Source organism: Salmonella sp. 741265055_HSA (assembly GCF_046569525.1).
In the GTDB taxonomy this organism is placed as follows: Bacteria; Pseudomonadota; Gammaproteobacteria; order Enterobacterales; family Enterobacteriaceae; genus Salmonella; species Salmonella enterica.
Genome location: NZ_JBKFSQ010000001.1, coordinates 55,557 through 74,243 on the forward strand (window position 1 = coordinate 55,557; position 18,687 = coordinate 74,243).

The following is an 18,687-nucleotide window of genomic DNA, read 5'->3' on the forward strand; positions in this document are numbered from 1 at the left end:
AAGGGAATGCCGTGCTATGCGCGGGTTTGCGCAACTACGTAAACAATCTGAAAAAATGAAAAAATAAATTTGCTTGAACGATTCACCGTTTTTTTCGCGGGTTTAAGTATGCCAGGATAAATACGCAACTATGTGTTTCTTAAACTCGTTCATTTATCACAAAAGGATTGTTCGATGTCCAACAATGGCTCGTCACCGCTGGTGCTTTGGTATAACCAACTCGGCATGAATGATGTAGACAGAGTTGGGGGCAAAAATGCCTCCCTGGGTGAAATGATTACTAACCTTTCCGGCATGGGCGTATCCGTTCCGAATGGTTTTGCAACCACTGCCGATGCGTTTAACCAGTTTTTGGATCAAAGCGGCGTAAACCAGCGCATTTATGAGCTGCTGGATAAGACAGATATTGATGATGTCTCCCAGCTGGCGAAAGCGGGCGCGCAGATCCGCCAGTGGATTATCGACACTCCTTTCCAGCCGGAGCTGGAAAACGCCATCCGCGATGCCTATGCACAGCTTTCGTCGGATGATGAAAATGCCTCTTTTGCCGTGCGTTCCTCCGCCACGGCGGAAGATATGCCAGATGCTTCGTTTGCGGGTCAACAGGAAACGTTTCTTAACGTTCAGGGCTTCGACGCGGTGCTGGTGGCAGTGAAACACGTATTTGCTTCTCTGTTTAACGATCGCGCCATCTCTTATCGCGTTCACCAGGGATATGATCATCGCGGCGTAGCGCTTTCCGCTGGCGTGCAGCGGATGGTTCGCTCCGATCTCGCCTCGTCAGGGGTGATGTTCTCTATCGATACCGAATCCGGCTTTGACCAGGTGGTCTTTATCACCTCGGCATGGGGACTGGGTGAAATGGTGGTGCAGGGCGCGGTTAACCCGGATGAATTTTATGTCCATAAGCCAACCCTGGCGGCAGGCCGTCCGGCCATCGTACGCCGCACCATGGGGTCGAAAAAAATCCGCATGGTTTACGCCGCCACCCAGGAGCACGGCAAGCAAGTGAAGATTGAGGATGTGCCGCAGGAACAGCGCGACATTTTCTCGCTCACCAACGAAGAAGTGCAGGAACTGGCTAAACAAGCGGTGCAGATTGAGCAGCACTATGGTCGTCCGATGGATATCGAATGGGCGAAAGACGGTCATACCGGTAAGCTCTTTATTGTGCAGGCACGTCCGGAAACCGTGCGCTCCCGTGGCCAGGTGATGGAGCGTTATACGCTACATGCGCAAGGGAAAATCATTGCCGAAGGTCGCGCCATTGGGCATCGTATCGGCGCAGGTACGGTAAAAGTTATTCACGATATTGGCGAAATGAACCGTATTGAGCCTGGCGATGTGCTTGTCACCGATATGACCGACCCGGACTGGGAACCGATCATGAAAAAAGCGGCGGCGATTGTCACTAACCGTGGCGGGCGCACCTGTCACGCGGCGATTATCGCCCGCGAATTGGGCATTCCGGCGGTAGTCGGCTGCGGCGACGCCACCGAACGCATGAAAGATGGCGAAAAAGTAACCGTCTCCTGTGCGGAAGGTGATACCGGTTATGTGTATGCCGACATGCTGGATTTCAGCGTAAAAAGCTCCAGCGTAGATACCATGCCAGAGCTACCGCTGAAGGTCATGATGAACGTCGGCAACCCGGACAGGGCATTTGACTTTGCCTGCCTGCCGAATGAAGGTGTAGGTCTGGCGCGACTGGAATTCATCATTAACCGTATGATTGGCGTTCACCCGCGTGCGCTGCTGGAGTTTGACGACCAGGATGCCGCGCTGCAAAACGACATTCGTGAGATGATGAAAGGGTTTGACTCGCCGCGTGAATTTTACGTTGGTCGACTGACGGAAGGGATCGCGACGTTAGGCGCCGCCTTCTACCCGAAACGCGTCATCGTTCGCCTGTCTGACTTTAAGTCCAACGAATACGCCAACCTGGTCGGCGGCGAACGCTATGAGCCGCATGAAGAAAACCCGATGCTGGGCTTCCGCGGCGCGGGCCGTTACGTCGCAGAAAGTTTCCGCGATTGTTTTGCGCTGGAATGTGAAGCGGTGAAACGCGTGCGCAACGATATGGGCCTTACCAACGTCGAAATCATGATCCCGTTCGTGCGGACGGTTGATCAGGCGAAAGCGGTCATCGAAGAGCTGGCGCGTCAGGGGCTCAAACGCGGCGAGAACGGGCTGAAGATCATCATGATGTGCGAGATCCCGTCCAATGCCTTGCTGGCTGAACAGTTCCTCGAATATTTTGATGGATTCTCGATTGGTTCTAACGACATGACGCAGCTGGCGCTGGGGCTGGATCGCGATTCCGGCGTGGTGTCTGAACTGTTTGACGAGCGTAACGACGCGGTGAAAGCGCTGCTGTCGATGGCGATCCGCGCGGCGAAAAAACAGGGCAAATATGTTGGAATTTGCGGTCAGGGTCCGTCCGACCATGAAGACTTTGCTGCCTGGCTGATGGAAGAGGGGATCGACAGTCTGTCGCTGAACCCGGACACCGTGGTTCAGACCTGGCTGAGTCTGGCTGAACTGAACAAGTAACATCATGCTTTATCCGGCCTATTCAACGTAGGCCGGATAAGATGCGTTAGTATCGCCATCCGGCGCTTTATCCTGTAACACTCTCCATGCTCAAACGTTTAATAATATCCTGACGAAGCTGGTATTTTTGTACCTTGCCGGACGCCGTGCGTGGTAATTTTTCTACAACCACAATGTGCTCCGGGTATTTGTATTTTGCCACCCGCTTGCGGCTAAAAAAGGCGACGACAGATTCCAGCGACAGCGAATGGTGTGGGGGTTTGAGTACCACGTAAGCGCACGATCTTTCACCTAACCGTTCGTCTGGCATCGCGACAACGCAAGCATCATGAATGCGTGGATGCTGCAATAAAATATCCTCCACCTCGCGACTGCTGATATTTTCACCTCCACGTATAATAATATCCTTTTTGCGCCCGGTAATTTTGATATAACCGTCTTCATCCATGCGGCAGAGGTCGCCGCTGTAATACCAGCCCTCATTATCCAGTGCGCGGGCGGTAAGTTCCGGTTCGTCCAGGTATCCCATAAAAACGTTCGGCCCGCGCGAGGCTTCTTCGCCTTCGTGGCCTGCTGGAAGCGTATTGCGATCTTCATCCACGATTTTAATTTCTACACCGGTGGCGGCATAACCATCGGTGTTCATCATGCGTGAAGTCGAATCACCCAGATTAACCATCGAGTGTGGAGAACTTTCTGTAGAACCGTAAATACTCAATAATTTGATACCGCGCCGCTGGCAGTCGCGGGCAACCTTCCGGGGAATAGTCGTGCCGCCACATAAGAAGAATCGCAGTGAGGAGAGGTCAGCAGGCTGTTGCTCAACGGCACAAAGCAGATCGTAAATAAACGGCGTCGCGCCTGACATACAGGTACAGCGTTGCTGCGCTAATAAGGTAAGGCAGGCTTCTGGGGTAAAGATGTCCAGCAATACGCTACGCGCACCGATCAAAAAGGGCGCGGTGACGCCGTGTAAAAATCCGGTGGCGTGGCCCAGTGGCGCAGGCATCAGGAACACATCTTGCCAGGTTAAATTTAACCGCGCGCAATACGCCCGTTCGCTGGCAAGAATATTATTGTGGGTCAACATCACCCCTTTCGGCATTCCTTCTGTGCCGGAGGTAAACAGCACTGCCGCCAGTTCATCACCGTGAACGTTAATGTCTGACTGCAACGGTTCGCTGCGGTCGATGATTTGACTAAGCGCAAGCGCTGTGGTGGCAGGCGCCAGTTTATCCACGCCGACAATATGCGTCAGATGGCGCAGTTGATTTTGTAGCGGAAGGATAAGATCGACCGGACGATTTTGTTTGAACACGGTGGGGGCGAAGAATATTTTAGCCTGACATTTGTTCAGCACCCAAACCAGCTCTGCTTCTCGCCAGGCGGGAAGTAGCGGGACAGATACCGCGCCCGTTTTCAGGCAGGCCAGGTAAATGAGGGTAAACTCACACCAGCCCGGAAGCTGAAAGGCCACGCGATCGCCCGGTTGAATCCCCTGAGACAGTAACCAGTTTGCCAGGCGGCTTGCCGCGCAGTCGAGCGCGGCGTAGGTCCAGGACGCGCCATGATTATCGACCACGGCGATTTTATCGGGTACGGCGCGTGCGGTTTGCCGCCAGTAGTCGCCCAGTGAAGCATCGCCCCAGTAGCCGGACTCGCGATAGGTTTTCCGCCGCGCGGCGTCAAACGTTAATGTAACACTCATTGACTTGTTCTCTATTAATACAAATGACGTAATCTCCGGGGGGGCAAGCCGAATAAGACGCCGTAGCGTCGTTATCCGGTGTTTCAGAGCGTCAGCCGTAGCGAAACTCAACGCCGAACGTTCCCGCCGGGTATTCCCATTTTTCGAGAAGAGTATTGCCGCAGAGAACCCTGCAGGTTCCGCATTCCAGGCAGCCCGCGGAGTCAAAATGAATATTTCCCGCATCGTCCAGCTTATAGAGTCCGGCAGGGCAGGCTTTTATTAATTTATTAAACTCCTGCATGTCAGGCGAGGATCGCAAAATGATATGTGGGTGTCCTTCATCTACGTAAAATTTATTTACGCCCAATTTGACGTCAACATTCACCTTATTGTCCGAACTCATAATGCCGTAGCCCCTTTTATGCCGTCTTTTAATAGATTCACCAGTCCAATTTTTTTCGCATGTGACAGGATAGTTTTACGCAACGGTGGGATTGGACCGCCATCAACGGTGAACAGATCACCCACAATGTTTGCCGCCATTCGCGGGTACTCGGTAAAAAGCCGTGGGTTTTCCATTAATCCGGGGAGTTTGCGGAAATGCCGCATATCGCGTAACACGCCGTTTTTCTCCAGCGCGCGTTTGTAACCGGCAAGACTCGCGGCGGAAAAATCTTGCCGCGCTTTAGCGTCAATGGCGGTTTGAGCGGCCGCTTGCGCGGACGCGATGGCTAAATCCATGCCGCGGACGGTATAGCCGAGATTCAGACAAAGACCGGCGGCGTCGCCGACAATCATCACGCCGTCATTTGCCAGCTCCGGCATCATTGCTATGCCGCCTTCGGGCACCATATGAGCGGAGTATTCGAGCAGCGTTCCCCCCTGAATCAAAGGGCGTATTACCGGATGCTGTTTAAAATCTTCCAGCATTTGCGGTACGCTTTTGGTCGCGTGAGCAATGTCGCCCAGTCCACATACCAGCCCCAGAGAAACCGAATCGCGGTTGGTATAAAGAAACCCGCCGCCCATGAGCCCGTTGGAGGGCGCGCCAGCGAATAACCAGGCGGCACCTTCATGGGACGCCAGATTAAAGCGCTCTTCAATAAGTGCCGGAGAGAGCCCAATCAACTCTTTTACGCCGACGGCATAGTGATGCGCAGAAGAGACAGGCACCATGTCCAGTGAACGGCCCAGCATGGAATTCACGCCGTCCGCGAGAATCACAATATTCGCATCCAGAATATCATCCCCGGCCTGAACGCCAGTGACGCGATTGCCTTCACGTACCAGAGCGTCGACCCGTACACCTGGGATAAACTGCGCGCCAGCCTGTTCTGCCTGCGCCATTAACCACGGGTCCAGTTTGTTGCGCAGTACGGTATATGACGTAAGGGGCGGAGTAGGGGGCGCGCGGTGAAAATCAAGTGTGACGGCGCTTTCTTCGGTTAAAAAGGAGATTTTTTCACGGGTAACGACGCGTTCGATGGGGGCGGACGTTGCGAATCCCGGCATAATACTCTCGATACTGTGAGCGTAGAGCCGGCCACCGGTCATATTTTTGCTGCCCGCGCTGTTTCCGCGTTCAATAACCAGTACATCCAGTCCCGCTTTTGCCATCACATACGCGGCGACCGTTCCTGCTACGCCTGCGCCCACCACAATAGCGTCAAATTTATCATCCGACATGCTTTATGCTCCTTTCCCGCCGTATCGACGACGGGAGATGTGCGTTGAAAAAGGAATTAGCGGCTTAACTGGTCGATGAGGGCAGGAACAACCTTATAGATATCGCCCACCAGACCATAATCGGCATAATTGAAAATGGGCGCGTTTTTATCTTTGTTAATTGCGACAATAATTTTTGCGCCGTTTCCACCCACCATATGTTGAATTTGGCCGGAAATGCCCAGCGTCAGATAGAGATCGGATTTCAACAGAACGCCGGATACGCCAATATAACGCTCGCGTTCCATCCAGTTTTCACCTTCCGCAATGGGGCGGGAACAGCCCACTTCTGCGCCGAGGACGGTCGCCAGTTTATGCACCATATCCAGATCGCTTTGCGCCGCCAGGCCTCGTCCTACGCCGATGACCCGTTTGGCTTTGCTCAAATCGACGCTGCTTAACGATTTCGCGCGCCGCTGCTGGCACAATACCTCGTGGCGTGGGGCAATATATGCCAGCGTGGTCTGCGGGCAAGTATGACCGGGGAGAGGGGCGGCGGGTTCCAGCACGCCGGGTGCCAGCGTAATAATCGCCTGCGGACTGTTTAATTTCTCTTTGCCGAAAGCAAGTCCGCCGTACATGCGATGCTCTGCGTGTAGCGTCCCGTCGAGGAGGTCAATAGACGTCGCGTCGTTCACCATCACTGCGTCAAGCTGGATGCTCAGCCGGGCACCCAGCGCTTTACAGCGCTTGGTCGCCGCCATGAGCAGCAGCCCATTTTGGTCGCCTAATAACGAGGCCAGCGTTTCGGCATAGTTTTCCACGCGCTGCAAATCCGTATGCGATTCAAGAACGACTATCTCATCAGCGCCAAGCGCTTTCACGTAGTCGATCTCCGTGTTTCCTTGCACGATGGCGTAAACTTTTTCTCCCCACTGCCGCGCGCCGGTCATTAATTCGGCATAACGCTCTACGTTATCGCTAAATACCCATACGTTAGCTAAATGATTCATGATAATTTTTCTCCGTTGGGTTTAGTTCAGGGATTTTTTCAAATGGTCGGCCAATGCGGTAATGGCTTCCGGCGAATCGTTATCGAGAATGATATGCTTGCGTTCTGTCTGCGGCGGTACCGAGATGGCGACCAGTTCCGCCAGTGGCGTGGTTGGGGTCCAGTGGATATCGCTCGCCAGCCACGACGTAACGGCTTTTTTCCCGGCGCCGAGAATGGCTTTCATTGACGGGATGCGTGGAACGTTAATATCTGAGGTCACGCAAAGCACCGCGGGCAGCGTGAGCTCGATAATTTCAACGTCTTCTTCCAGTGTGCGTTCAACGATGATTTTGTCGCCGTCGCGTTGAATATGGCTTACTGCGTTGATGACGGGGAGTTTCAGGAGTTCGCCAGTCAGCAGGCCCACCTGTTGGGCATAAATATCGCCGGAGCCCTCTCCAAAGAGCAGCAGGTCAAAGCCGATTTTCTCCGCCGCGGATGCTAGCGCCAGCGCGGTTTCTTTGGGCAGGGCGTGCTCCAGTTGCGCATCCTGAACCATAAAAAGCGCATCCGGCCCGCGGGATAACACATCTTTGCGGACTTTTGAATTTTGCAACAGAGAGCCACCGACGGTGAGCGCGGCGATCTCGTCGCCATCGCCAGCTAACTGCGCGGCGGCCTCAATTGCATTTAAATCAAACTGGCTGATTTTGGCCTCGGCACGATCAAAATTGAGTGAATGCTCCGGGGTCACGGTAATGTCCTGTTCTTCAGGCACCAACTTAAAGCAGGTTATTATTTTCATTGCATCTCCAGTGAGTCGCGTGCGGATAAGTAACGTAAATCTGACTGAAAATAGTCTGCGGCAGTCTGAAGAGGTTTACGATGGGTCAATCTGTTTTCCTTGCCAACAATCTTGCACAAAAAATCTGCAAACAGAGAATCGTTAGCAAACATCTGAAAAGGGTGTCATAAAAATATAAATACGGTAGTGAGAATAATAAGTGCGAAACATATCATCATTTTTTAACATGAAATGTGCAATGTTGTTTCTGTGAGGTTAAAAGAAAACATCAAAGATATGTCGGCTATGTATTTTTGTCTGATAATACGCTATCGACAAGTAATATGAGCTGTCTGCAAAAGAACATAATATCTTGCATTTGGAACGAATAATCTTGTTTTGCTGGTAATCTCCACGGTTGTACAACACTGACGCTCGCTTTATTTTATCCTGGTTATCTTTTTAAACCTGACAGAGGTTATTATGTATCAGCGCTGTTTTGACTCCGCCGCGGAGACAATTTTTGAACAGGACAAGACCCCTCGATTTTCACGTTTCGTCATTAGCGATGATCCAAACTGGGAGTCTGGCCATCATATGCATGATAATGAAACAGAGCTTATTTACGTCAAAAAAGGGATAGCCAGGTTAATTATTGATTCTTCACTCTACGTCGCGCATGCGGACGATATTGTCGTCGTTGAGCGGGGGCGGCTACACGCGGTAGCATCCGACAGCAATTCGCCGGCTACCACCTATACCTGTGCGCTGTATGGGTTTTGTTTTCCAGGTTGGGAAGAAAACCAACTATTGCAGAGTCATTCCTGCCCGGTAGTTTCCGTGGTCCAGGGGAAAGAGGTTATTAAAAGTATCTTTAATGAATTAAGCGTGTTACTTCCGCAGGGAAAAAATGTATTGGCTTCCTCTGTATACGATGCATTTGCTTACACTCTGACTGCACTTTACTATGAAAATTTTAAAAATGCCTATCGTTCTGAACAAGGCTACATTAAAAAAGATGTATTAATTAAGGATGTACTTGTTTATCTCAATAATAATTATCGTGAAAAAATCACGCTTGACCAGCTATCAAAAAAATTTCGCGCCAGCGTCAGTTATATATGCCATGAATTTGCCAAAGAATATCATATATCCCCTATCAACTATGTTATTCAACGACGTATGACCGAGGCCAAGTTTGCGCTGACAAACACCGAGTCGCCACTGGCAGAAATTTCATGGCGGGTAGGATATGAAAATGTGGACCATTTTGCCAAATTGTTTATGCGGCATGTAGGATGTTCTCCCAACGATTATCGTAAGCAATTTAAAAATAGTCTGGTTGAGCAGGCGTATTTGCTGCCAAATACCTGACGGCGAAATTTATCTGATTTATTCGGCCTGATGCCGTAAAGCAGTCAGGCCGAATAAGACGTTCCGGTACGATCCTTACTTGTTCTGATAGTCTTTCAGAATCTGGCGTCCTGCCACATAGATCATAATTTCATCCGTGCCGCCACCGATACGTTCGCAGCGAACATCGCGCCAGAAGCGGGAGACACGGGCTTCGTCAGTATAGCCAAGCCCACCCATAATCTGAATCGCATCGTCAATCACTTCCATCGCTGTGCGTGCGCAGTGCAGCTTAGCCAGCGCGGCGCTGGTACGCAGTGACTCTTCCCGATCGGCCTGCCAGGCGACTTTCAACACCATATTGCGCATGTTTTCGATTTTGATGGCCATTAACGCCAGCTTTTCCTGGATCATCTGGTTATGGCCGATGGGTTTACCAAAGGCGATACGCTGGTTGGCGTAACGGGCGGCATCTTCAAACGCGCATTCGGCGAAACCTGTACTGCGCGCCGCATTAATCAAACGCTCCATTTCAAAATTGTACATGACATTGAGGAAACCCATGCCTTCTTCACCGACCCGGTCGCTTTCGTCCACCTCGACATTATCGAGATAAACTTCGCATGTACTCAACATGTGCCAGCCAATTTTATGCAGCGGATTAATCTTTATGCCCGGTTTATTTGAGTCCACCCACCAAAGCGTGAACGCTTTTTTAGGATCTTTTGGCTCCGTATCGCGCGCCAGAACCAGCATGTAAGGATATTCTTTTGCACCGGTGATAAACGTTTTCTGACCGTTAAGATAAACCTTGCCGTTTTTACGCGTCCAGGTTGTTGTGGCGCTATTATTATCAGATCCCGCGCCAGGTTCTGTTAAGGCTAGCGCATATGCAGGATCGCCGGTGGCCAGAGTACTTTCCGCTGTTTTACGCAGTTGTTCTGCGGAACCAAAACGGCGCATACTGTGAATGCATTGGCCGTTGGTAATCAAAAAGGCCGGAGCGCCGCATTTTGAGATTTCCATCAGCGCCAGCATTTGCGTTACATAGTCAGCCGGAATGCCGCCAAATTCTTCCGGGACGCCCAGCATCGAAATACCGTTTTCTGCCAGCGCCTGCATAAATTCTCTGGGATAGGTGCCCGTTTGATCGCAGGTACGGAAATACTCTTCCGGAAAATTGCTGGTGATTAACTCGCGAATACTGGCCAGTAATAGTTCTTGTTCTTCAGTTAATGAAAAATCCATATTTGTACTCCTTTTAATGTGTTGCGTCAGGAAGCGTGAATCCCATAGTGCCATCGGTAAATAATCTTGTGTCCATCAGTTTTAAATCTGGTGAGATAACCGGTGAAAAATCCATCTTGTCAAGAATATCCCGTTGCAGATCGACGCCAGGCGCAATTTCAATTAAATGCAGGCCATCTTGTTTGAGAGTGAAAACCGCACGTTCAGTGATGTAACGCACGTCTAACCCTCGCTCAAGCGCAATTTTTCCACTGAACGTAATTTCTGGCAGTTCGCTGACGAATTTTTTCACGCGACCTTCCTGCAGAATATTTAATTTGCCATCGGTAATTTCAGTTTTTAAACTTCCGGCCGTCAGAGTTCCGCAGAAAATAATTTTTTGCGACGTTGCGCTAATATCGATAAACCCGCCGGTGCCCATAATTTTGCCGTTGAATTTATGTACACCGACATTACCGTGTTGATCCACTTCGGCAAAACTTAAATAGCAGACATCGAGCCCACCGCCGTGATAAAAATCAAATTGTGAGGTCATATCGAGGATCGCGCGGGTATTGACATTGGCGCCGAAGGCCACGCCCTGAGAGGTAATACCGCCCACCGGGCCGGTTTCCACGGTCAGCACGAAGTCATCGGCGCAGCCTTCCTCGCGAGCGACCAGACCAATACCGTCGGCAATGCCTACGCCCACATTGCCTACCGCGCCTTTACGCATTTCAAACAGCGCGCGTCGGGCTACCAGTTTGCGCTGATTAAGGGGCAGGGTAAGCTGGGTACTATCATCAAGAGTAAAATCCCCGGAGATAAATCGGTTCACCGGCGCGCCGCCATACAGTTGCGTCTGGTCGGCATCGACGACCACAATATCCACCAGATAGCCGGGAATACGCACGGATTTTGGATGCAGCGTGGCTTTTTTTACCATTTTCTGCACCTGCATCATTACAATACCGCCATTATTGTGAACGGCCTGGGCGATCACCAGCGCATCAAGATACATCACCTCATCTTCAAATGATGCATAGCCTTCGCTGTCGCAGGTAGTGGCGCGGATAAAAGCCACATTAGGCGCTATCGCTTTATAATAGAGATATTCTTTATTATCGATCTCTACCAGCTTAATGAGATCTTCTTTAGTCACGTCGTTTAATTTTCCGCCCTGTTGGCGAGGGTCGACAAAGGTACCAATGCCAATATCGCTCAGAATACCAGGCTGGTGTGCGGCGCTGGCGCGCAGCGTCTGGGTTAATACGCCTTGCGGGTAGTTATAGGCGGCGATTTTATTTTGTTCAGCCAGTTCAGAAATACGGGGAGACTGCCCCCAATGTCCGCATAGCGCCCATTTTACCAGCCCCTCCTGCGCCAGCGGGCTGATGCCGCGATCGGCGCGGTCACCTAATCCGGTAGGGCTAATAATAGATAAATCTCGTGGTGACTGGGTTGTTTGATATTTATCTGCCAGTGCGGTAATTAATGTTGTCGCTTCGAGAATGCCGCCGCCTGCGCCCAGAATACATAAAGTGGCCTCGTCTGGAATATAATTTACTGCTTCTTGTGCAGAGAGCACGGGAACGCGGCCATTAATGCGTGATGGCTTATTGATTTTCATATTTACTCCACTATTATCCCTGAAAGCAATATCGATATAACCGTGTTAAGGTAATAAAGACAGCGGCTTTCAATGAATATGGAACATATTCATGTCAGATAACTATTTATTTTATTGTGGCAGAAAGAGAATATTCCGCCACACGATAAAGTATTACGCCTGGTGCAATATGGTTAATACGGTACGCAGATCGGCTACCGATATTTGTCCCGGCGCAGATGCTTTTTTCACCGCGCCAAACGTTGCTGCAGAACCGAACACTTCGCCGGCAAGACGAGATATTACCCCGGTTTTCGACATCGACATGGTAATAATCGGACGATCCGCATAGCGCTCCTGCATTTCTACAGTGGCGGTAAGTAAGGTCAGGACATCGGCTTTAGTCTGCGGCATGACGGCGATCTTCGGAATATCGGCGCCCAGTTCCTGCATTTTACGCAGACGCTGAACAATCTCTTCCGCAGCGGGCGTTTTATGAAAATCATGGTTAGACATGATCACCGCAACGTTGTGTTGATGAGCATAGCCGACGGTGGCTTTCACCTCATCGTCGCCGGTAAAAAGCTCAAGATCGATCATATCGACCAGACCGCTGTCAACCGCTGCACGATTCAGAGCGATATACTGTCCGGTGGTTAGCGCCTGCTCGCCGCCTTCTTTCGCGCTGCGGAAGGTAAATAGCAAGGGCTTATCGGTAATAATCTCCCGGATGGCACTGGCGGCCTCAAGTACGCTTTCCGTCGTCGTCACGTTGGCAAAATGGTCAACGCGCCACTCCAGAATATCGAAATCCGCTTCACGGTAGGCGAGTGCTTCCGATTTCACATCGGTAATGGTTTTTCCCATTAGCGACACAATGATCTTTGGCGCGCCTTCGCCAACCACGAGATCTCTTACAGTTACGGTTTTCATTTGGTACCCTTCATTGTCATTCGTCGCAATTATAATTTTACCGGTCAGGCTGTGAATCCCATCACCTGCTTCACATAGTCCAATGGAAATGCTTTTCCTGTCCACAGTTCAAACTGTTCGGCTCCTTGCCATAACAACATGCCGTAACCATCAATTGTTTTGCAACCAGCTTGTTGCGCCTGTTGCAATAACTTTGTCATATGCGGATTATAAACACATTCGGTGACCAGCAATTCAGGGCGGAGCAGGGAAACATCGCCGATCAGGGATTCGTTCTCCAATGGTTTCATGCCAACTTTGGTGCCGTTCGTCAGAATATCTGCGCTGGCAAGCGCTTCAGTAAAAGCGTGCTGATCGGCAAGATCGGTGACGGTAACGACGCAATCGGTGTTTTCATTCACCCGCTTCGCAAAGGCAACCGCTTTTTCGAAAAAGTCATCTTTACGGTTAAACAGTTTAATTTCCTTAATGCCTTCAATGGCTGCCTGGGCGCCAATGGCGGTAGCCGCGCCTCCCGCGCCGAGCAGCACCATGGTTTTTCCTCGAATATCGAAACCGCTTTCTTTAATTGCCCGAATATGGCCCGTACCATCCGTATTGTAGCCGCGTAGATAGCCGTCATCGTTAACAATGGTGTTGATAGCGCCAACCAGTTTTGCTGCTGGTGTTAATTCATCGACATACTCACATGCGAGCTGTTTGTTTGGCATGGAGACGCCCGTACCGCGCATTTTTAATGCTTTCAGTCCTTCAATGGCGCTGGCAAACGTCGTGTTATCAACTTCGAAAGCCATATAGGTATAGGGTAGCCCCGCTTTTTCTAACGCTTTGTTTTGCATTTCGGGCGATAAGCTATGACGAATAGGATACGCCATAAGACCAATTAATTCATATTTTGCGGTAACATCCATTTCATACTCCTTCATAAGTGGACAGTGCAGAGCAGGGCGCATGCCTGTTGCGCATAGTTAACATTTTTACTGGAAATAACGTTCGCCAAATCGGACATCGTTTTGCGGGATCTTAAATACGCGATAATAGCGAACAAATACAATAATAGCGGTGATAAATGTCAGTAGTGCAAAGGCAAAATCTAACAAAATGATATATTGCAGGCCAATAGTAGAGAGATAACCGGTGATCAGTGGAATAATAAAGTTAGCTACTCCCCCCATCATCATATATATACTGGTGACTTTAGCTTTACTCTTAGGGAAAAATTCCGACATTACCGATACGCCTAATTGTAAAATACCTCCAGCAGCGGAAAAACCAATCACGAAGGCGCCAGCATTACAGATCAGTGGAGAGGGATACAGGTAAATTGCCGCAGCGGTGAGTGTCGCCAGCCCGGCATTGAAAACATTGGCCCAGATGGGGCGAACCATTTTTTTCAGCAATGCGGCAAAAATAAACACGCAAACCAACGATCCCATACTGTAATAAGAGATGGTTTTCAGCGCGTCGGATTCCGCCATTCCGGCGAAGGCCATCGCATATTTAGGCATCCAGACCACAATCACATAGAAGGTTGAGAACGCGGCGACGCCAAATAAAACGGAAGCTACGCCTTCCAGCCAGACGAGGGGAGTACTGTTCATCTGGGGTAATTCTTTCGCAATACTGGCATCGACAAGTTGGCTGGGAAAGCGGCTTTTCAACAGCATCAACGTGATGAGGACGAAAAGGATACCGGGGATTACCACCGCGTAGCCGTACCAGATATGGTTGACTAACAAGGCGCTGACAATAAGGGGATAAATCATTTGCCCAAAAGAGACCATCGCTTTAACCAGAATAACTGCCGAGCCCGATGCTTTGGGAAAACACTCCATTAATGCAGGGTATCCGCCGGTATCCAGCGCGGAGTTCGCCACGCCGACACACACCGCTAATATGAAAGCGATCATCAGGTTAGGACTGGCGGGAATACCGAAGAAAAACAGCATATATAGTACGGCGCCAAGCAGTATTATTGCCCGACGGCCAAATTTATCGGACAGCACGCCAAAGAATAAAATACTGACCAGACGGCCAAGACCAATGCCAGAGATTAAATAGGCGATACCGGCACTATCCGTGGAGAATTTCTGTGCAAGGGAGGTCATGTTCTGGGCTAGTGTAATAACACTCATGCCGTGGAGAAAGTAACTAAAATAAATGCAGATAACAGCCAGCAAATATGGCATGTTGCGAGCCTTGTTCTGAGACATTTGTTCACAGCTCCTTGCTGATGGTTTGATTCAATGTTCTGCTTATTACTGCTATTACTACATGCAGCGATTTTTCAGTAACACTATAAGTCGGTACTGTCGTTATATGTACATAACATGGCGTTTAAAATGCCAGGTTTATTGCATTGATAGCATTTCATTTGTTAGCCAGGAAATATAAAGATTGCTGCAGAGTTGTTGTTTAACACCTATAACTCGTGATGCTCATCGCAATTTTTCTGATAAGTGTGAAGATAATGAATAATAATTAACACGAAAATTACATTTTTTGTTTCCCGGTGATAATGGCTAACGTTTTATTTTGCATAGCAAGGCAATAATATTGCAACTGGCATGCTAACATTTATTGTGCAGTTGACGCTGCTTCAGCGTGATGTTGTGATTCAGCCCGACTTCGGTAACCGATGAACAGTGCGAGGAGAAATCCCGCAGCGGCGATACCGGCATCAAACCACATAATATGTGCAATGCTCAGTTCTGAAATCCGCGCCGTGATCAACGGAATAGTGAACGTCGCGATACTGCCGGCGCTGTAATAAATGCCGGTCGCTTTACCTTTCTCCTGTGGAAAACGGGCCGCCATCAGCGTCAGGCCGATTTGTACTACGCCGCCGGCGGAAGAGAATCCAATGACGAATGCGAAGATCATAACAACATAGACCTGAGGATGCAGACAGACCGTCAGAAGCGCAATAAAAGAGATAAAGGTATAAAACATCAATAACGTGGTAGAGCGAATTGTTTTTCTGACCAGCGGGGCGGTAATAAAAACGCACAGTAGCGAGCCGCAGGTATAAATACTTAACAATTTGATGGATTGGGTATACGACATTCCTGCGACGAATTGTCCATACTGCGCCAGCCACTGGCTGATAAGATAAAAGGTTGCCATCGAGATGTAGCCATAAAGGGTATAGCTGATAAGATCGATGAGGGAGCAATGATGTACGCCTGCGACAGGCGTTTGCGAGATTTTAGGCTTTACTATTCGACCAGGATAGGGTGGAAAAGGGCAGCGTAATAAAAACAGAGCATTAATAAGCATGATCGCCCCGGCAAGCAGAAAGGACCAGCCAAACCACATATTAGCCCAGACTAATAAACTGATAATAATGGGCAACAAGAATTGCCCGCCAGAGACAAATGCTTTGATCAGAATATTTGCCGTACTGGGGGAGCGAGGGAAGGCTTCCATCAAACTGGGATAGGTACCCGCATCCAAAAAACTGTTGGCCATACCCGCTAAAAAGCCACAGGCATAAGCGACAAAGATCGTCTGAGCATAAAGAATGCCAATGAAAAAAATCAGGTAACAGGCGGTCCCCAGAATGATAAAAGGACGGCGACCAAAGCGATCGGAAAGCATACCGGCGATTAACAAAACGCTTAACCGGCCAATACCAAGCGAAGAGATCACAATAGATACGCCAGCGGCACTGGTATGCCATTGCTGTTCAAGCGATGACATGTTCAGGCTCATCAGGATAACCCCCATGCCATGTACAAAGTAATTAAAATACAACCCTACAGCGGTAGGGAAATAACGATTTTTCATATTATCTGACTCAGAGATGCCGCCTGAACGTTACAGTGGTATACACAGGCAGGAAGCATATTGGATAGGGTGACAAGTCAATGTCGTGATTGTGTGGTTTTCTATCCGGTATCAATACGATGCGGCGATAAATTTTACGTCTAACACAGCCGCTCCAGATCATGTGCGAAAAGTTCGGCAGCAACAGATTGATAAATTTTCCACTCGATAAAATCACCCTCTGTATAAATGGACTGAAAAGAAGATAAATCAGGGAAGTAACGCATTGTATTATTACCGATGCGGTTATTTATTTTGTCCACAATGGCGTTAATTCGTCGCTGTCTCTTGGCTTTCATTTCCTTTAGCCTGGCAATGATTTCTGGAGAGATGGGAGTGTCGCCAGCTTCCCATCGTTGCCAGGTTGTCGAATTATTATCCTGGGTGATATAGATTGTGCATTCTTCAATCGTCATATCAAAAATACGCCGTAGTGCTTGTAGTTCTAACGCGTTCATCATTTTTTAGGCTTTTATATGAAAAAAGTGATGCTATAAATAGCACCACCGACACCGTTTCGACTTGAACAGAATCACACTATTTTGTGCAATATTATTTGTTCGTTGCAGATATCGCAGTGTTGAAGGAAAACGGGAGCTGGCTTATGTAACAATGCGGCGAAAAAAGTTAAAAAAAAAGCCCATCGTAGGAGACGGGCAAAGACTACACACAGCAATTCGTTGTTTCACTCAGGGGATTTCCATGCTTATAAATCAATGTGTTGATTTATAACCGTGTGCTAATAGTAGGCATGAGCACTTTTTGCGTCGATCAGATTCGTCTCAATAGTTTAAAAACTGTAACGGATTTGCGACAGAAATGAGATGCGGCGGGGAACAGACGGGCGAATCAAAATGGGGTGTGCGTTGAATTGATAAACGTTGCTAAAGCATCGGGCGGCAATGCCGCCCACGGAATTATGACTGCTTGTTGGCTTCCTCGATGTCATCCAGCTCTTCAAGGATCTCCTCTGGTTCATTCGTCGGCGCCGGAACTTCATGTACCCATGCGGAGAACAAACGCCAGGTCACGGCCAGAAGTACCGGTCCAATAAACAGACCAATCATACCGAATGCAATCAGGCCGCCGATTACCCCGGAAAGGATCAGAAGCAGCGGTAAATCGGCGCCCATGCGGATGAGTACCGGGCGAATCACGTTATCCAGCGTGCCGACGACGGCACTCCAAACCAGCAGCACGGTGCCCCAGGTGGTGTCGCCTGTCCAGTAAAGCCAGATAATGGCTGGAATCAATACCGGCAACGGCCCCAACTGAACCAGACACGAAAGGATCATCACTACCGTCAACAGGGTAGCGTAAGGCACGCCGGAAATCGCCAGCCCGACGCCACCAAGTACCGCCTGTACCAGCGCGGTGACCACCACGCCAAGCGCCACGGCGCGGATCGCCTGGGCAGCCAGCAGAACCGCCGCATCGCCGCGTTTAGCCGCGAGACGACAGGCAAAATGGCGTATTCCCATCGCCACTTGTTCGCCGCGCCAGTAAAGCAGGGCGCTAAACAACAGCATCAGGGCGCAGTGCATCATAAAGCGTCCGATATGCGCCGCCTGACCGACAAACCAGGTCGTGGTTGTGCCGATATAAGGTCGCACTTTCGCCATAATAGCGCTACCGCCCATATCCAGCAGGCTATGCCATCCGGCATACAGTTTGGCACCAACTAACGGAATATTATTTAACCATGCCAGATCGGGTAGCGTCATATCGCCGCCAGTCACTGCATGGATGAGCGGGCCGCTACCGTCGACAATGCTGTTCACCAGCAAGGCGACGGGAATAACGAAGAGCAGCACTAACAGCAGCGTCATGACCAGTACGGCAAGCGAGCGGCGACCCCACAATATTTTTTGTAATTTCAGCAAAACGGGCCAGGTCGCGATAACTATCGTACCTGCCCATGCAAACCCCAAAATAAAAGGCTGTACTATCCACAAACAGGCCACAATCATGATGGCTAAAAACAGCACCGATAGCAGCACTTGCGCAATATCCCTGGGCTGACGAACATTTACCATAAATACTTTTCACCT

The 18,687-nt window shown here is 49.8% G+C and carries 15 protein-coding genes and 1 other RNA gene; 2 read left to right on the forward strand and 14 right to left on the reverse strand.

Features of this window, described 5'->3' with window-relative positions; all coding sequences use genetic code 11:
* Window positions 1-174 precede the first annotated feature (174 nt).
* Window positions 175-2,553, forward strand: coding sequence for a phosphoenolpyruvate synthase (ppsA, locus tag ACLD4K_RS00285; RefSeq protein WP_411011178.1), 2,379 nt, complete (start codon window positions 175-177; stop codon window positions 2,551-2,553).
* A 67-nt stretch (window positions 2,554-2,620) separates the two neighbouring features.
* Here ppsA and fadK read toward each other — a convergent pair whose 3' ends face one another.
* The 5 genes from fadK to ACLD4K_RS00310 all read right to left on the reverse strand — a co-directional run bounded on the left by fadK (window position 2,621) and on the right by ACLD4K_RS00310 (window position 7,707).
* Window positions 2,621-4,261 (reverse strand): medium-chain fatty-acid--CoA ligase, encoded by a 1,641-nt coding sequence (gene fadK, locus ACLD4K_RS00290; RefSeq protein WP_411011179.1) that lies wholly within the window; start codon window positions 4,259-4,261, stop codon window positions 2,621-2,623.
* 91 nt (window positions 4,262-4,352) lie between these two features.
* A complete protein-coding gene (locus tag ACLD4K_RS00295) occupies window positions 4,353-4,646 on the reverse strand; it encodes a ferredoxin family protein (RefSeq protein ID WP_000093362.1) in 294 nt (97 codons plus the stop codon).
* A complete protein-coding gene (locus ACLD4K_RS00300) occupies window positions 4,643-5,929 on the reverse strand; it encodes an FAD-dependent oxidoreductase (protein ID WP_411011180.1) in 1,287 nt (428 codons plus the stop codon). Before ACLD4K_RS00300 ends, ACLD4K_RS00295 begins: the two co-directional genes overlap by 4 nt.
* Window positions 5,930-5,985: 56 nt before the next feature.
* Window positions 5,986-6,921 (reverse strand): electron transfer flavoprotein subunit alpha, encoded by a 936-nt coding sequence (locus ACLD4K_RS00305; RefSeq protein ID WP_079788381.1) that lies wholly within the window; start codon window positions 6,919-6,921, stop codon window positions 5,986-5,988.
* Between the two features lie 21 nt (window positions 6,922-6,942).
* Window positions 6,943-7,707: an electron transfer flavoprotein gene (locus tag ACLD4K_RS00310; RefSeq protein ID WP_000692095.1), complete on the reverse strand. Its 765-nt coding sequence runs from the start codon at window positions 7,705-7,707 to the stop codon at window positions 6,943-6,945.
* A 462-nt stretch (window positions 7,708-8,169) separates the two neighbouring features.
* Between ACLD4K_RS00310 and ACLD4K_RS00315 the strand changes: the two genes are divergently transcribed.
* Complete coding sequence (locus ACLD4K_RS00315) at window positions 8,170-9,060, forward strand: AraC family transcriptional regulator (RefSeq protein ID WP_000284832.1); 891 nt, start codon at window positions 8,170-8,172, stop codon at window positions 9,058-9,060.
* A gap of 75 nt (window positions 9,061-9,135) precedes the next feature.
* Here ACLD4K_RS00315 and ACLD4K_RS00320 read toward each other — a convergent pair whose 3' ends face one another.
* The 9 genes from ACLD4K_RS00320 to ydiK form a co-directional block, all read right to left on the reverse strand.
* Complete coding sequence (locus tag ACLD4K_RS00320) at window positions 9,136-10,287, reverse strand: acyl-CoA dehydrogenase (protein ID WP_411011181.1); 1,152 nt, start codon at window positions 10,285-10,287, stop codon at window positions 9,136-9,138.
* Window positions 10,288-10,300: 13 nt separating this feature from the next.
* Window positions 10,301-11,896: an acyl CoA:acetate/3-ketoacid CoA transferase gene (locus tag ACLD4K_RS00325; RefSeq protein WP_109272649.1), complete on the reverse strand. Its 1,596-nt coding sequence runs from the start codon at window positions 11,894-11,896 to the stop codon at window positions 10,301-10,303.
* 153 nt (window positions 11,897-12,049) lie between these two features.
* A complete protein-coding gene (gene aroD / locus ACLD4K_RS00330; RefSeq protein ID WP_411011182.1) occupies window positions 12,050-12,808 on the reverse strand; it encodes a type I 3-dehydroquinate dehydratase in 759 nt (252 codons plus the stop codon).
* Window positions 12,809-12,852: 44 nt separating this feature from the next.
* Window positions 12,853-13,719: a quinate/shikimate dehydrogenase gene (ydiB, locus tag ACLD4K_RS00335; RefSeq protein WP_000383488.1), complete on the reverse strand. Its 867-nt coding sequence runs from the start codon at window positions 13,717-13,719 to the stop codon at window positions 12,853-12,855.
* A gap of 66 nt (window positions 13,720-13,785) precedes the next feature.
* The gene (locus ACLD4K_RS00340) at window positions 13,786-15,021 is read right to left on the reverse strand and encodes an MFS transporter (protein ID WP_183059096.1); all 1,236 of its coding nucleotides are present in this window, start codon (window positions 15,019-15,021) and stop codon (window positions 13,786-13,788) included.
* Between the two features lie 364 nt (window positions 15,022-15,385).
* The gene (locus ACLD4K_RS00345) at window positions 15,386-16,597 is read right to left on the reverse strand and encodes an MFS transporter (protein WP_411011183.1); all 1,212 of its coding nucleotides are present in this window, start codon (window positions 16,595-16,597) and stop codon (window positions 15,386-15,388) included.
* 140 nt (window positions 16,598-16,737) lie between these two features.
* On the reverse strand, window positions 16,738-17,097 hold the full coding sequence (locus ACLD4K_RS00350; RefSeq protein WP_000980457.1) for a YdiL family protein: 360 nt from the start codon (window positions 17,095-17,097) through the stop codon (window positions 16,738-16,740).
* A 167-nt stretch (window positions 17,098-17,264) separates the two neighbouring features.
* Window positions 17,265-17,372, reverse strand: an RNA gene (gene rprA / locus ACLD4K_RS00355) — antisense sRNA RprA.
* 181 nt (window positions 17,373-17,553) lie between these two features.
* The gene (ydiK, locus tag ACLD4K_RS00360) at window positions 17,554-18,672 is read right to left on the reverse strand and encodes an AI-2E family transporter YdiK (protein ID WP_000248615.1); all 1,119 of its coding nucleotides are present in this window, start codon (window positions 18,670-18,672) and stop codon (window positions 17,554-17,556) included.
* Window positions 18,673-18,687 lie beyond the last annotated feature (15 nt).